Source organism: Amycolatopsis sp. SB7-3, from assembly GCF_041021335.1.
GTDB classification, from domain to species: Bacteria; Actinomycetota; Actinomycetes; order Mycobacteriales; family Pseudonocardiaceae; genus Amycolatopsis; species Amycolatopsis japonica.
On record NZ_JBFPJQ010000005.1, the window covers coordinates 126446 to 143605 of the forward strand.

The window sequence follows — 17160 nt, forward strand, 5'->3', positions numbered from 1 at the left end:
GGAGCTGCGATGTCCACATCCGAGAACAAGGTCGTCGAGGCCCTGCGGGCGGCGCTGAAGGAAGCCGACCGCCTGCGCGGGGAGAACCGGCGCCTGACCGGCGAGCCCATCGCGATCATCGGCATGGCCTGCCGTTACCCGGGCGGGGTCCGCTCGCCGGAAGAGCTGTGGGACCTGGTCGCCGGGGAACGCACCGGCCTCACCGGATTCCCGGTCGACCGCGGCTGGGACCTCGACGGGCTCTACGACCCCGAGCAGGGCAAACCGGGCAAGAGCTATGTCCGGGAAGGCGGCTTCCTGCACGACGCCGCCCGGTTCGACCCGGCGTTCTTCGGGATCTCGCCGCGCGAGGCGCTGGCGATGGACCCGCAGCAGCGCCTGCTGCTGGAGATCTCCTGGGAGGCGATCGAACGCGCGGGGATCGCCCCGGATTCCCTGCGGGGCAGCCGGACCGGCGTGTTCGCGGGGGTCATCCACAACGAGTACTCGGCCATCGCGGGCACGCCGCCCGCGGATCTCGAGCCGTATCTCGGCAACGGGAGTTTCGCGAGCATCGCCTCCGGGCGCGTCTCCTACACCTTCGGGCTCGAAGGCCCGGCGGTCACGGTGGACACGGCGTGTTCGTCGTCGCTGGTGGCGCTGCATCTGGCGGCGCAGGCGCTGCGGCAGGGTGAATGCTCGCTGGCGCTGGCGGGCGGGGTGACCGTGATGGCCAACCCGGCGGCGTTCGTGGACTTCAGCCGTCAGCGCGGGCTCGCGGCTGACGGGCGGATCAAGGCGTTCGCCGAGGCCGCGGACGGCACCGCCTGGGGTGAAGGCGCGGGCATGCTGCTCGTCGAGCGGCTCTCCGACGCCCGGCGCAACGGGCACCGCGTCCTCGCCGTCGTGCGCGGATCCGCGGTGAACCAGGACGGCGCGTCGAACGGGCTCACCGCGCCCAACGGTCTTTCCCAGCAACGGGTCATCCGGCAGGCGCTGGCGAACGCGCGGCTCACACCGTCCGATGTGGACGCCATGGAGGCGCACGGCACGGGCACCCGGCTCGGCGACCCGATCGAGGCGCAGGCTTTGCTGGCCACCTACGGCCAGGATCGGACCACGCCGCTTTGGCTCGGCTCGGTGAAGTCGAACATCGGGCACAGCCAGGCCGCGGCCGGGGTCGCTTCGATCATCAAACTCGTCGAGGCGATGCGGCACGGTGTGCTGCCGAAGACCCTGCACGTCGACGCGCCGACGTCCCATGTGGACTGGTCCGAGGGCGCGGTCTCGCTGTTGACCGAGGCCGAGCCGTGGCCGAAGACGGATCGCCCCCGGCGCGCCGCGGTGTCCTCGTTCGGGATCAGCGGGACGAACGCGCACGTCGTCCTCGAACAGCCCGCCGCGGAGGACGAACAGCCGTCCACGCTCGCGGGGCCGGTGCCGTTCGTGCTGTCCGGCAAGACCGAAGCCGCCCTGCGCGAGCAGGTGGCACGTGTGCGGGAACTCGCGCGGGATTCGGACGTCACCGCGGCGGACCTCGCGTTCTCGCTGGCCACCACGCGGACCGCCCTGGAACATCGGGCCGCCGTCGTCGGCACGCTGGACGACCTGCTCACCGCCACTTTGGTGGAAGGGCGGGCGACGGACGGCGGGACGGCGTTCCTGTTCACGGGCCAGGGCAGCCAGCGGCTCGGGATGGGCCGTGAGCTGGCCGAGCGTTTCCCGGTGTTCGCGGAGGTCTTCGACGACGTCTCCTCGCGATTCGAGCGACCGATCAAGGAGCTGTCCGCCGAGGAGCTGAACCAGACGGCGAACACGCAGTGCGCGTTGTTCGCCTTCGAGGTCGCGCTCTTCCGTCTGGTCGAGAGCTGGGGCGTCCGGCCGGACTTCCTGGCGGGGCATTCCGTCGGGGAGATCGCGGCGGCTCATGCCGCGGGTGTGCTGTCGCTGGACGACGCGGTGACGTTGGTGTCGGCTCGTGGTCGCCTGATGCAGGCATTGCCGACCGGTGGCGCGATGGTGGCTCTTCAGGCGAATGAGGCCGAAGCGACTCCGTTGCTGACGGAGCGGGTGTCGCTGGCCGCGATCAACGGCCCGGAGTCGGTGGTCGTCTCGGGCGACGAAGAAGCCGTCGCCGCGGTGGTGTCCCACTTCGAGGGGCGCAGGAGCAAGCGGCTCGTGGTGAGTCACGCGTTCCACTCGCCGTTGATGGAGCCGATGCTCGACGACTTCCGCGCGGTGGTGCAGGGCCTGACCTTCGCCGAGCCGCGGATCCCGATCGTGTCCGGCGGTTTGACTGAAGTGTCCACTTCGGACTATTGGGTCCGGCACGTCCGTGACGCGGTGCGGTTCCACGATTCGGTCGAATTCCTGAAGGCCGAGGGCGTCACCCGGTTCCTGGAGATCGGACCCGACGCCGTCCTGACCGCCATGACCAAGGAAAGCGCCGAGGACGCCGTCGTCCTCCCGGCTTCGCGACGGGACCGCCCCGAGGTGACGACGCTGCTGACGGCGGTCGCCGGACTGCACGTCCACGGCGCCGAGATCGACTGGGCGCCGCTGTTCGCCGGAGCCCGGCGCGTCGATCTGCCGACTTACCCGTTCCAGTACGAGCACTTCTGGCTCGAATCCGGTGCCACTCACCGCGACGTCTCCGCCGCCGGGCTGGACGCGTCGCCGCACGCCCTGCTCGCCGCCGCCGTCCGGCCGGCGGGCGAGGACGAGATCCTCCTGACGGGCAGGATCTCGCTGAGCACACTGCCGTGGCTGGCGGACCACGTCGTCGGCGGAAACGTGCTTCTGCCCGGTACCGCGTTCGCGGAACTCGCGCTCGCGGCCGCCGACGAGGCCGGTTGTGAGGCCGTCGAGGAACTGAACCTGGAAGCGCCGCTGGTGCTGCCCGAGAAGGGTGGCGTCCAGCTGCAGGTCGCGGTCGGGGCCGCGGACGACCAGGGCAGGCGCTCGGTCACCGTGCACGCCCGGCCTGAGGACGACGACCTCTGGGTGCGGCACGCCTCCGGCGTCGTCGGTAGCGCACTGTCCACACAGGACGAGATGACCGAGTGGCCGCCCACGGGAGCGGAGCCTGTCGACCTCGAAGACTTCTATCCGAACCTGGCGGCCGAAGGGCTCGGCTACGGTCCCGCCTTCCAGGGTGTCCGTGCCGTCTGGACCCGCGACGGCGACGTGCTCGCCGAAGTCGAGGTGGACGAAACTCCCGGCACCTTCGGTATCCATCCCGCGTTGTTCGACTCCGCGCTGCACGCCATCGGCGTCGGCGAGTCGCGGGGGCTGGAGATCCCCTTCGCCTGGTCGGATCTCCGCCTGCACGCCGACGGCGCGACGGTGCTCCGGGTCCGCCTCAGCCCGTCGGGCGACGGTGCCGTCTCCGTCTTCGCGACCGATCCCGCCGGAGCTCCGGTCTTGTCGGTCGGCTCGCTCAGCCTGCGGGCTCCGGTCGCCGCGGCCGCCTCGCTTCCCCGTGACTCGCTGTTCCGCGTCACCTGGACGCCGGTGACGGTGCCCGCGGGAGCAGAAGCATCGACTGTAGAGTCCTTTGTGGACTTCGCGGACGTCCGGCACGCGACGGCGCACGCTTGGGAGATCGCTGTGGAGCCGGGCGAAGGCCCCGTGGTGTTCCTGACCAGCGGCGCGTTCACCGATCCGGCGCAGGCCGCGGTCTGGGGGCTGGTGCGTTCGGCGCGGGAGGAGTACCCCGGCCGGTTCGTGCTCGTCGACGCCGACGACCCCACCACGCTCACGGACGGCCTGCTGGCCGGCATCGTGGCCTCAGGCGAGACCGAAGCCGTCGTGCGCGAGGGCGAGGTCCGCGTCCCGCGGCTCACCCCGGTGCGCGGGGGTGCAACCGGACCGGGCTGGGATCCGGACGGAACGGTCCTGATCACCGGCGGCACCGGTGCGCTCGCCGCCGAACTCGCCCGGCACCTCGTCACGCGACGCGGTGTGCGGAACCTGATCCTCGCCGGCCGCCGCGGTCCCGCCGCGGAAGGCGCGAACGAGCTGGCCGCCGAACTGGCGGACCTCGGCGCCCAGGCCCGGATCGTCGCCTGCGACGTCGCGGACCGCGATCAGCTGACGGCGCTGCTCGACGGCGTTCCGCTGACCGCCGTCGTCCATGCCGCGGGTGTGCTCGACGACGGCCTGCTCGCCGACCTGACCCCGGACCGGTTCGAAACCGTGTTCAGGTCCAAAGTAGACGGCGCGCTCCTGCTCGACGAACTGGCCGGCGACGCCCACCTCGTGTTCTTCTCCTCCGCGGCCGGTGTGCTCGGCAGCGCGGGGCAGGCGAACTACGCCGCCGCCAACGCCGCCCTGGACGCGGTGGCCGCGCGCCGCCGCGAACGCGGACTGCCCGCGACCTCGCTCGCGTGGGGGCTCTGGGAGACCGGCGACGGGATGGCGGGAGCGCTCGCCGGGACCGATCGCGCGCGGATGGCGGGCTCCGGTCTGCTGCCGCTCCCGGTCGGCGATGCCTTGACCCTCTTCGACTTTGCCGTGGGAGCGAAGGAAGTGCTGTTCGTGCCGATGCGGCTCGACGTGCCCGCCCTGCGCACGAGTGTCACGGACGTCCCGCTCCTGCGGGCCTTCGCCGGGAAGTCGCGGCGGACCGCGTCGGCCGCCCCCGCCGCGCGGGAACTGCGTGACCGGCTGGCTTCGCTGCCCGCCGAGGAGCGCGACCGGGAACTGCTCGCGCTGGTGCGCGGCCAGGTCGCCGACGTGCTCGGCCATCGGGACGCCGGAGCCGTCGAACCGGCCCGCCCGTTCCGGGAGCTGGGTTTCGACTCGCTGACCGCGGTGGAACTGCGCAACGGCCTCAACGCCGTTTCCGGGCTCCGGCTGCCCGCGACCGCGGTGTTCGACCACCCCACCCCGAAGGCGCTCGCGGAGTTGCTCGCCGCCGAACTGTTCGGCGCCGCGCCCGACGTCCCGGTCCAGCGGTCCGCGACCGTGGCCGACGAGCCGATCGCCATCATCGGCATGGCGTGCCGTTACCCCGGCGGCGTCGCGTCGCCGGAGGACCTCTGGCGACTGGTCGCGGAGGGCCGTGACGGCATTTCGCTCTTCCCGGCCGACCGCGGCTGGGACGTCGACGGCCTCTACGACCCGGACCCCGGCAAGGCGGGGAAGAGCTACGTGCGCGAGGGCGGATTCCTCCACGAGGCTGGCGATTTCGACGCCGGTTTCTTCGGGATCTCGCCGCGTGAGGCACTGGGCATGGACCCACAGCAGCGGCTGCTGCTGGAGGTCTCGTGGGAGGCCTTCGAACGGGCCGGGATCGACCCCGGAACGCTGCGGGGCGGCGACACCGGCGTCTTCGCCGGGCAGATGTACCACGACTACCTCACCGGGGCCACGGTCGTTCCTGACGACGTCGAGGGTTACCTCGGCACCGGCAACTCCGGAAGTGTGCTGTCCGGGCGGGTTTCCTACACCTTCGGCCTCGAAGGCCCGGCCGTCACCGTCGACACCGCATGCTCGTCGTCGCTGGTGGCGCTGCACCTGGCAGCTCAGGCACTGCGGCGCGGCGAATGCTCGCTCGCGCTGGCCGGCGGGGTGACCGTGATGGCGACCCCGGAGACGTTCGTCGACTTCAGCCGTCAGCGAGGCTTGGCGCCGGACGGCCGTTCGAAGTCCTTTTCGGACGGTGCGGACGGCACGTCCTGGTCCGAAGGTGTCGGCATGCTGCTCGTGGAGCGGCTCTCGGACGCCGAGCGCAACGGGCACCGGATCCTGGCCGTCGTCCGGGGTTCCGCGGTGAACCAGGACGGCGCGTCCAACGGACTGACCGCGCCGAACGGTCCTTCGCAGCAGCGGGTGATCCGGCGGGCCTTGGCCGACGCGCGTCTGGAACCGTCCGAAGTGGACGCCGTCGAAGCGCACGGGACCGGCACCACGCTGGGCGACCCGATCGAGGCGCAGGCGCTGTTGGCGACCTACGGCCAGGGCCGGGAGGACGCCGCGCTGTGGCTCGGGTCGATCAAGTCGAACATCGGGCACAGCCAGGCGGCCGCCGGGGTGGCGGGCGTGATCAAGATGGTCGAGGCGATGCGCCACGGGGTGCTGCCGAAGACGTTGCACGTCACCGAACCGTCGTCTCATGTGGACTGGACGGCGGGCGCGATCTCCCTGCTGACCGAGGCGCGTCCCTGGCCGGACGCCGGACGGCCCCGGCGTGCGGCGGTGTCGTCGTTCGGGATCAGCGGCACCAACGCGCATATCGTCCTGGAGCAGGGGCCCGCTCCGGTGGAGGCCGCCGAATCCGGTGAGGGACCGGCGCCGTTCGTCCTCTCCGCCGGGAGTGAAGCGGCCCTGCACGACCAAGCGTCGCGGTTGAGGGACTTCCTCGCCGAGACACCTGCCGCCTTGTCCGACGTCGCGTTCTCGCTGGCGACCACCCGCGCGGCCCTGGAGCACCGGGCCGCCGTCGTGGCCGCAGACCGGGAAACCCTGCTGGCCGGGCTGGAAAACCTCGCCATCACCGGTCGCGCGACGGAGGGCCGGACGGCTTTCCTGTTCACCGGTCAGGGCAGTCAGCGGCTCGGGATGGGTCTTGAGCTGACTGAGCGCTTTCCGGTGTTCGCCGAGGCTTATGACGAGGTGTGTTCCCGCTTCGAACAGCCGCTCAAGGACTTGTCGGCAGATGAGCTGAACCAGACGGCGAATACGCAGTGTGCGTTGTTCGCTCTTGAAGTGGCGCTGTACCGGCTGGTGGAGAGCTGGGGCATCCGGCCGGACTTCCTGGCCGGGCACTCGGTCGGTGAGATCGCGGCCGCCCACGTCGCGGGTGTGCTTTCCCTCGACGATGCCGCCAAGCTGGTGTCGGCGCGAGGCAGGTTGATGCAGGCCTTGCCCACCGGCGGCGCGATGGTGGCGTTGCAGGCGACCGAAGCCGAGGTGACACCGCTGCTGACAGAGCGGGTGTCGCTGGCGGCGATCAACGGCCCGGAGTCGGTGGTGGTCTCGGGTGACGAGGACGCCGTCGCCTCGGTGGTCTCTCGGTTCGAGGGACGCAAGAGCAAGCGCCTCACCGTCAGCCATGCGTTCCATTCGCCGTTGATGGAACCGATGCTGGACGAGTTCCGCGCGATCGTCGACGGTTTGTCGTTCGCCTCGCCGCGGATCCCGATCGTCTCCGGTGGTCTGGCGGAGGTGTCTACTTCGGACTATTGGGTCCGGCATGTCCGTGACACGGTGCGGTTCCACGATTCGGTCAGGTTCCTGGAGGCCGAGGGTGTCACGCGGTTCCTGGAGATCGGCCCGGACGGTGTCCTGACCGCGATGGCCAAGGAAAGCGCCGAGGACGCGGTCGTCGTCCCGGCCCTGCGGCGCGACCGGCCGGAGGTGGAGACGCTGCTGACGGCGGTCGCGGGCCTGCACGCCCACGGCGTGGACGTCGATCTGGCGGCACTATTCGACGGCGGGAAGCCCGTCGACCTGCCCACGTATGCCTTCCAGCACCGACGTTTCTGGCTGTCGTCGGCAGGAGGCGCGGCGGGCGACGTCACCGCCGCCGGGCTCGGCACCACCGACCACCCCCTGCTCGGCGCGGCCGCGGCCCTGCCCGGTGACGGCGGATTCCTGCTCACCGGCCGGTTGTCCGGACACGCCCAGCCGTGGCTGGCCGGACACCGGGTCGGCGGCGTGGTCCTGCTGCCGGGCACCGCGTTCGTCGAGATCGCCCTGCGCGCGGGAGACGAGGCGGGCTGCGGCCACCTCGAAGACCTGACCCTCGAAGCGCCACTCGTCCTGCCCGAACGCGGTGCGACGCAGCTGTCCGTGCTGGTCGGCACGGCCGACGACACCGGGCGCCGGACCGTCGAGATCCACTCGCGCCAGGAAGGCGAAGAAGAGTGGCAGCGGCACGCCACCGGCCTGCTTTCGGCCGCCGGAGCCGTCGAACCGGCCGGTTTGACGACCTGGCCGCCGCAGAACGCCGAAGCCGTCCAGGTGGGTGACGTCTACGAGCGCCTCGCCGCCACCGGCCTCGAGTACGGTTCGGCGTTCCGTGGCCTCCGGGCGGCGTGGCGAGCGGGTGAAGACCTGTTCGCGGAGGTCGAACTCCCGGAGGAACAGCACGCCGACGCGGCTCGGTTCGGCGTGCATCCGGCGCTGCTCGACGCCGCGCTCCACACTCTCGGTCTCGCGGGCGGCGACGACGGCACGCGGCTTCCGTTCGCCTGGTCCGGGGTGCGCCTGCACGCCGCGGGCGCGACCCGGCTCCGTGTCCGGCTGCGGCCGTCCGGTCCCGACGGATTCGAGGTCCTGGTCGCCGACGGCACCGGCCGCCCGGTCGTCTCGGCGGAGGAACTGACACTGCGCGAGATCTCGGGCGACGCCTTGGCGCGCAAGGGACACGACTCGCTCTACCGGGTCGGCTGGCGTCCGGTCCCGCTCCCGGAGACCGGCGAAGCCCTGCCCGCGGAGTCCGTTTTCTCCGTGCCACGCGGCGGCGACTCCGCCGAGCGTGTCCACGAGACGACGGCCGCGGTTCTCGGAATCGTCCAGCGGTGGCTCGAAGACGAGCCGGACCGTCCGCTCGTCGTCCACACCCGGGGCGCGGTCGCCGCGGTCGACGGCGAAGCGGTCACCGACCTCGCGCACGCCGCGGTCTGGGGACTGGTGCGTGCCGCGCAGTCGGAGAACCCCGGGCGGTTCGTGCTGGTCGACGCCGAGACCTTGCCCGACGGCCGGATCCTGGCCGTCGACGAGCCGCAGCTCGCTCTCCGCGACGGCCGGGCACTCGCGCCGCGGCTGGCCACCACCGCCTCGTCCACGGAACTGACCCCGCCCGAGGGCGCCTGGCGGCTGGACACCACCGGCCGCGGCACCCTGGAGAACCTCACGCTGGTGCCGTCGCCCGAAGCGGTCGCGCCACTGGCCGAGGGCGAGGTGCGGATCGCGGTGCGGGCCGCCGGTCTCAACTTCCGCGACGTCCTGATCGCGCTGGGCATGTACCCGGGTGCGGCCACGCTCGGCAGTGAAGGCGCGGGCGTGATCACCGAGATCGGGCCCGGCGTCACCGGTCTCGACGTCGGCGACCGCGTGTTCGGCCTGATGTCGAACGGCTTCGGGCCGCAGGTCGTCACCGACCACCGGACGCTGGCGAAGATGCCGGACGACTGGTCGTTCGCCACGGCGGCCTCGGTCCCGATCGTGTTCCTCACCGCCTACTACGGCCTGTTCGACCTCGCGCGGCTCGAAGCGGGGGAGTCGATCCTGGTGCACGCGGCGGCGGGCGGCGTCGGCATGGCGGCGACCCAGCTGGCCCGCCACGCCGGGGCCGAGGTGTTCGGCACCGCCGGTCCGGGCAAGTGGGACACCTTGCGTGCCAACGGTTTCGACGACACCCACCTCTCGTCCTCCCGTGACCTCGGCTTCGAGGAGAAGTTCCGCGCAGCCACCGCCGGACGCGGGGTCGACGTCGTCCTGAACTCGCTGGCCGGCGACTACGTCGACGCGTCCCTGCGGCTGCTGGCCCCGGGCGGACGGTTCGCCGAGATGGGCAAGACCGACATCCGCGAACCGGGGGAGACCGGGGTGGAGTACCACCCCTTCGACGTGATCGACGCCGGACCCGAACGCATCCACGAGATGCTCGCCGCGCTGCTGGAGCTGTTCGCGGCCGGGGCGCTGACGCCGTTGCCGGTCACCGCGTGGGACGTCCGGCGTGGCCCCGACGCGTTCCGTTTCCTCAGCCAGGCCAAGCACGTCGGCAAGAACGTGCTGACCATGCCCGCCGCCCTCGATCCCGACGGCACCGTGCTCGTCACCGGGGGAACGGGCGCCCTCGGCGCGCTCTTCGCCCGGCATCTGGTGCGCGAACGCGGCGTCCGGCGGCTGCTGCTGACCAGCAGGCGCGGGCACGACGCGCCGGGTGTCTCCGAGTTGGTCGCCGAACTCACCGAGGCGGGCGCGTCGGTGACGGTCGAGGCGTGCGACGCGGCGGATCGCGACGCGCTCGCCGCCGTCCTCGCCGGGATCCCGGCCGGGCATCCGCTGACCGGCGTGGTGCACACGGCGGGTGTCCTCGACGACGGCCTCGTCGGCTCGCTGACCCCGGAGCGGCTGGCGAAGGTGCTGCGGCCGAAGGTCGACGCGGCGCTGAACCTGCACGAACTGACCAAGGGCGCGGATCTCGCCGAGTTCGTCGTCTTCTCGTCGGCGGCCGGGGTCTTCGGCAACGCCGGGCAGGCGAACTACGCCGCCGCGAACGGTTTCCTGGACGCGCTCAGCGTCCGGCGCGCCGTGCACGGGCTGCCCGCGCGATCGCTGGCGTGGGGTCTGTGGGCCGAAACGGGCGGGATGGGCGGGACGCTCGGCGAGGCCGAGCTGGCCAGGATGGCCCAGAGCGGTACCGCCGCACTGTCCACACAGGACGGTCTGGAGCTCTTCGACGCCGCGGGCGCGCTGGCGGAACCGGTGCTGGTGCCGATGCGCCTGGACGTCGCCGCGATGGGCGCGGACGGGCTTCCGCCGTTGCTGCGCGGTCTCGCCCGCGGCCCGGTCCGCCGCGCCGCGTCCGCCGGGACCACCGGTGACGCGGATTCGTTGCGGGACCGCCTCCTCGCCGTGCCCGCCGCCGACCGGGGAACCCTGCTGGTCGACCTCGTGCGCACCCATTCCGCGACCGTGCTCGGGCACACCGCGGCGGACGCGGTCGAGGCCACGCGGTCCTTCCAGGAGATCGGATTCGACTCCCTGACCGCCGTCGAACTGCGCAACCGGCTCACCGCCGCCACCGGGCTGCGGCTGCCGGCGACGCTGATCTTCGACTACCCGACCCCGGAAGCGCTCGCCGCCCACATCGGCGAAGGCGTCTTGGGTGCGCAGGGCGGGCCCGAGACCGGACAGGCGGCGGTGACGGCCGACGAGCCGATCGCGATCGTCGCGATGAGCTGCCGCTTCCCCGGCCACGCCGACACTCCCGAGCGGCTCTGGGCCCTGCTGGCCGACGGCCGGGACGCGCTGGGTGAGTTCCCCGCCGACCGCGGCTGGGACCTGGAGCGGCTGTTCGACACCGACCCGGACCGCCGGGGCACCTCCTACACCCGCCAAGGCGCCTTCCTCGAAACCGCCGGGGACTTCGACGCGGGCTTCTTCGGGATTTCGCCGCGTGAGGCGCTGGCGATGGATCCGCAGCAGCGGTTGCTGCTGGAGACGTCGTGGGAGGCGTTCGAACGGGCCGGGATCGACCCGTCGACCCTGCGCGGCAGCCGCACCGGCGTGTTCGCCGGAGTGATGGACAACGAATACGTGTCCGGTTCGGCGGAGGTCCCCGACGGGGTCGAGGGCTACCTGGCCACCGGCACCTCGGCGAGTGTCGCCTCGGGCCGCGTTTCGTACACCTTCGGGCTCGAAGGCCCGGCGGTCACCGTCGATACGGCGTGCTCGTCGTCGCTGGTCGCGCTGCATCTGGCGGCGCAGGCGCTGCGGCAGGGCGAATGCTCGCTGGCCTTGGCCGGCGGGGTGACCGTGATGGCCACGCCGGGCACGTTCGTCGAGTTCAGCCGTCAGCGTGGGCTGGCCGCGGACGGTCGCTGCAAGGCGTTCGCCGACGGCGCAGACGGCACGGGCTGGGGTGAAGGCGCCGGGATGCTGCTCGTGGAACGGCTTTCCGACGCCCGTCGCCACGGGCATCCGGTGCTCGCGGTGCTGCGGGGCAGCGCGGTCAACCAGGACGGCGCGTCGAACGGCCTCACCGCGCCGAACGGTCCTTCGCAGCAGCGGGTGATCCGGCAGGCGCTCGCGAACGCGCGACTCGAACCGTCCGAAGTGGACGCCGTCGAAGCGCACGGCACCGGGACCACGCTGGGCGACCCGATCGAGGCGCAGGCGTTGCTGGCGACCTACGGCCAGGACCGGGAACGGCCGTTGCTGCTCGGTTCGGTCAAGTCGAACATCGGGCACACGCAAGCCGCGGCGGGCGTCGCCGGGGTGATCAAGATGGTGCTCGCGATGCGGCACGGGACGTTGCCGCGCACGCTGCACGTCGACACGCCGAGTTCGCGCGTCGACTGGGCGGCGGGCCGGATCGAGCTCGCGACCGAGCCGACCCCGTGGCCGGAGACGGGTGGCCCGCGCCGGGCGGCGGTGTCGTCGTTCGGGATGAGCGGTACCAACGCGCACGTCGTCCTCGAACAGGCCGAACCGGCCGAGACACGGGACGAACCGGCATCGGGGCTGCTCGGGGACGTCGTGGCCTGGCCGCTGTCGGCCAAGGAACCCGAGGCGGTGGCCGCGCAGGCGGCGCGGCTGAAGTCCTTCCTGACCGGCGAACGTCCGGTGGATGTGGCGTATTCGCTGGCGACCGCGCGGACCACGCTGGAGCATCGGGCCGTCGTCGTCGGCGAAGACCCGATCGCCGGGTTGGCCGCACTGGCCGCGGGTGAGCCGTCGGGTTCGGTGGTGACCGGGACCGCGACCAGCGGGAAACCGGTGTTCGTCTTCCCCGGTCAGGGTTCGCAGTGGGCCGGGATGGCGGTGGAACTGCTGGCGACCGCGCCCGTGTTCGCCGAATCGATGGCCGAGTGTGAAGCGGCCTTGCTGTCCTATGTGGACTGGAAGCTCACCGAGGTGCTCTCGGACGCGACCGCGCTGGAGCGGGTCGACGTCGTGCAGCCCGCCTTGTTCGCGGTGATGGTGTCGCTGGCCAGGCTGTGGCGTGCCAGTGGCATCGAGCCGGCCGCCGTCGTCGGACACTCGCAGGGCGAGATCGCGGCGGCGTGTGTCTCCGGCGCGCTGTCGCTCGACGACGCGGCGCGGGTGGTCTGCCTGCGCAGCAAGGCGATCACGGCGCTTTCGGGCCGGGGCGGCATGGTCTCCGTCGCCGCTGCCGAAGACCGGGTCCGCGAACTGCTGCCTGAGGGAGTCTCGCTCGCCGCCGTGAACGGTCCCGCGTCCGTGGTGGTGTCGGGTGACGTCGCCGGTCTGGACGCGCTCATGGCCGCTTGCGAGACGAGCGGGCTGCGCGCGAAGCGGATCCCGGTGGATTACGCGTCGCATTCCGCACATGTCGACGCCATCGAACAGGACGTCCTGACCGCGCTCGACGGGATCGAGCCGCGGGTGCCGGAGATCCCGTTCTACTCGACGGTGGCCGGGGAGCCGCTCGATCCGGTGGTGGACGCGGCGTACTGGTTCCGGAACCTGCGCGGGACCGTCCACTTCGGACAATCCGTCCGGCGCTTGCTCGACGACGGGTTCCGGTTCTTCGTCGAGACGAGCCCCCATCCGGTCCTGGTCACCGGGATCGCCGACACCGCCGAGGACGCGGGAGAGCGCGCCGTCGCGGTCGGCAGCCTGCGCCGGGACGAGGGAGGCCCGCTCCGGTTCCTCACCTCGCTGGCCGAAGCCCATGTCCACGGCCTCAGCCCGGACTGGGCGGCGTTGTTCCCCGGATCCCGCGTCGACCTGCCGACCTACGCCTTCCAGCACGAGCACTACTGGCTGCGGACGCGGACTTCCGCCGACCCGGGACAGGCCGGTCTGGACGACGGCGGGCATCCGCTGCTCGGGGCCGTCGTCCCGCTGGCCGGCAGGGACGGCCTGGTGGCCACCGGCCGGATCTCGGCGCGGAACCAGACCTGGCTGCCCGATCACGCCGTCGGAGGCGCGCTGCTGCTGCCCGGCGCGGCGCTCGTGGACCTGGCGCTCACGGTGGGGGAGCGCACCGGCTGCGGCCGGATCGCCGAACTGACCATCGAGGCGCCGCTCGTCCTCGGGGAGTCCGGGAGCGCGCGGCTGCAGGTGACCGTCGGAGCGTCCGCTGACGACGGCACCCGCGAGGTCGCCGTGTACTCCCGGGACGAAACCGGTGGTACGGACTGGATCCGGCACGCGACCGGCCTGCTCGCCGCGGATGGGGAGACGTCCATGGCGGATCTGACCCAGTGGCCGCCCGCGGGAGCCGAACCGATCTCCCTCGACGGCCATTACGAAGGCCTCGCGGAACTTGGTTACGGCTACGGTCCGGCGTTCCGCGGGCTGCGTGCCGCGTGGCGCCGGGGCGACGACGTGTTCGCCGAGATCGCCCTCCCGGAGGACCGGATCGCCGAGGCCGCCGTGTTCGGCCTGCACCCCGCGCTCCTCGACGCCGCCTTGCACGCACTGGGCTTCGGGCTGCTCCCCGACGACGGGCAACTGCGGCTTCCGTTCGCGTGGAACGAGGTCTCGCTGTCGGCCGTCGGCGCGCCGAGCCTGCGCGTCCGGCTTTCCCCCGCCGGGGAGGACGCGGTGACGGTGGACCTCGCCGACACCGCCGGGGCGCCGGTCGCCTCGATCGGCTCCGTGGTGTTCCGGCCGGTGGCCGAGGCTCAGCTCGCCGGTGCTCGCCGGGATCCGGCGGATTCGCTGTTCCAGGTCCACTGGACGGATCTGTCCACAAAGGACGTCGTCGCGCCGTCGATCGTCGTTCTCGGCGAGGACTGCGCGGATCTCACGGAACTCGCCGCGGATCTCGACGCGGGCAGGCCGGCGCCCGACGTGGTCCTCACGAACTGCGCACCCGTCACCGGCGACCTCGTCGAGGGCGCGCACGCCGCCGCGAGGGACGCGCTGGCGCTCGTCCAGAACTGGCTGGCGGACGACCGTTTCTCCGGCGCCAGGCTGGTCTTCCGCACTTCGGGCGCCGTCTCGGTGGCCGCGGACGAACCGGTGTCCGACCCGGCCACCGCGACGGTCTGGGGTCTCGTGCGCACGGCGCAGGAGGAGAATCCCGGCCGGTTCGGTCTTCTCGACACCGACGGCTCCGAGGCTGGGTTGGCCGAGGCGCTCGCGCTCGACGAGCCCCAGCTCGCGGTGCGGGCCGGAACGGTGCTCGGTGCCCGGCTGGTCAAGGCGTCCGCCGACACCGCGCTCGTCCCGCCCTCGGGCAGCCGCGCGTGGACCGTCGACACCCTCGGCGGCGGCACCCTGGAGAACCTGGTGTTGCGGGACCGGCCCGATCTGCTGGCTCCGCTCGCCGAGGGACAGGTCCGCATCGCCGTGCGGTCGGCCGGGCTCAACTTCCGGGACGTCGTGGTGGCCCTCGGGCTCGTCCCCGGGCAGGAAGGCATCGGCGGGGAAGGCGCGGGCGTGGTCACCGAGACCGGCCCCGGCGTCACCGACCTGGCGCCGGGCGACCGCGTACTGGGTATGTTCGACGCGTCATTCGGCCCGGTCGCCGTCGCCGACCGGAAGCTGATCGCGCCCGTCCCGGACGACTGGTCGTTCACCGAGGCCGCGTCGGCGCCCGTCGCGTTCCTCACCGCCTACGTCGGCCTGGCCGACCTCGGTGAGCTGCGGCCGGGACAGACCGTGCTGATCCACGCCGCCGCCGGTGGCGTCGGCATGGCCGCGGTCCAGCTGGCCCGGCACTTCGGCGCCGAGATCTACGTGACCGCCAGCCCCGCGAAATGGGACACGCTGCGGGCGATGGGCTTCGACGACGACCACATCGCTTCCAGCCGGACCCTCGATTTCGAGGACAAGATCCGCGAAGCCACCGGCGGCCGAGGGGTCGACCTGGTGCTGGACTCGCTGGCCAGGGAGTTCGTCGACGCGTCGCTGCGGCTGGTGCGCGAGGGCGGCCGGTTCGTCGAGATGGGCAAGACCGACATCCGTGACGCGGACGAGGTCGCGGCCGCGCATCCCGGCGTCACCTATCGCGCGTTCGATCTGATCGACTCCGGGCACGACCGGATCCAGGAGATCCTCGGCGAACTCCTGGCGCTGGCGGACAAGGACGTGGTGCGGCCGCTGCCGACCACCGCGTGGGACGTCCGGCGCGCCCCCGAGGCGTTCCGGTTCCTCAGCCAGGCCAAGCACACGGGCAAGATCGTGCTGGAACCGCCCGCCGTCCTCGACCCCGAGGGCACGGTGCTGATCACCGGTGGCACCGGCGTGCTGGGCGGTCTGTTCGCCCGGCATCTGGTGACCACGCGCGGCGTCCGGCGGCTGCTGCTCACGAGCAGGCGCGGGCTCGACGCCGAGGGCGCGCGGGAGCTGGTCGCGGACCTGACCGGGCTCGGGGCCACGGTGACCGTCGTGGCCTGCGACGTCGCCGATCGCGCCGCCGTCGCCGGACTGCTCGGCTCGGTGCCGCCGGAACATCCGCTGACCGCCGTGGTGCACACCGCCGGTGTGCTCGACGACGGGCTGATCCCGGCGCTGACCCCGGACCGGCTCGGCACCGTGTTCCGCCCGAAGGTCGACGCCGCGGCCCACCTGCACGAATTGACCCGCGACCTCGGACTGGCCGCGTTCGTGCTGTTCTCCTCGTCCGCGGCGACGTTCGGCGCCGCCGGACAGGGAAACTACGCGGCGGCCAACGCCTTCCTCGACGCACTCGCCCAGCACCGCCGGGCAGACGGCCTCGTCGGGCAGGCGCTGGCGTGGGGCTTCTGGGCCGAGCGGAGCGCGATGACCGGCCACCTCGACGAGGCGGATGTGGCCAGGATGAAGCGATCCGGGGTCAGCCCGCTGTCCTCTGTGGAGGGTCTCGCGCTGTTCGACGCGGCGGGGGAGCGGGACGTCGCGGCGCTGGTGCCCGTGCACCTGGACACCGCCGCGCTCCGAGGGCAGACCGAAGTGCCCGCCCTGCTGCGTGTTCTCGCGGGCGCTCCGGCAAAGCGGGTCGCGGGAGCGGCCGCCACGAGCGGGCCGTCGCTCGCCCAGCGGCTGGCGGCACTGCCCGCCGCGGACCGGGAGCCGTTCCTGCTGGACCTGGTGCGCTCGCACGCCGCGGCCGCGCTCGGCCACGCGTCGGTCGCCAAGGTCGGCCCGGAGCTGGCCTTCCGCGACCTCGGCTTCGACTCACTGACCGCGGTCGAGCTGCGCAACCGGCTCGGCGCGGCGACCGGGCTGCGGCTGCCGTCCACGCTGGTCTTCGATCAGCCGAGCCCGGCCGCGCTGGCCCGGCATCTGCTGGCGGAACTGGGCGAACCGGCGGGCGCCGAGCCCGAGGTGGCGGTGCTGGCCGACCTCGACCGGCTGGAGACCGCGCTGGCCGCGGCGGTCACCGACGACGAGACCGCGGACCGGATCACCGACCGGCTGCGCGCGGTACTCGCCCGGTGGACCGAGACCCGAGGCCCGGCCGCAGACGAGGGTGACGGCGACCTGGCCGACGCCAGCGCCGACGAGCTGTTCGACATCTTGCACAAGGAATTCGGAAGGTCGTGA

The 17160-nt window shown here is 72.5% G+C and carries 1 protein-coding gene; it reads left to right on the forward strand.

Features of this window, described 5'->3' with window-relative positions; genetic code table 11:
- Nucleotides 1–9 precede the first annotated feature (9 nt).
- Nucleotides 10–17160 carry an SDR family NAD(P)-dependent oxidoreductase gene (locus AB8M46_RS30945; protein ID WP_394362501.1) on the forward strand — a complete coding sequence of 5717 codons (17151 nt, stop codon included), beginning with the start codon at nt 10–12 and terminating at the stop codon, nt 17158–17160.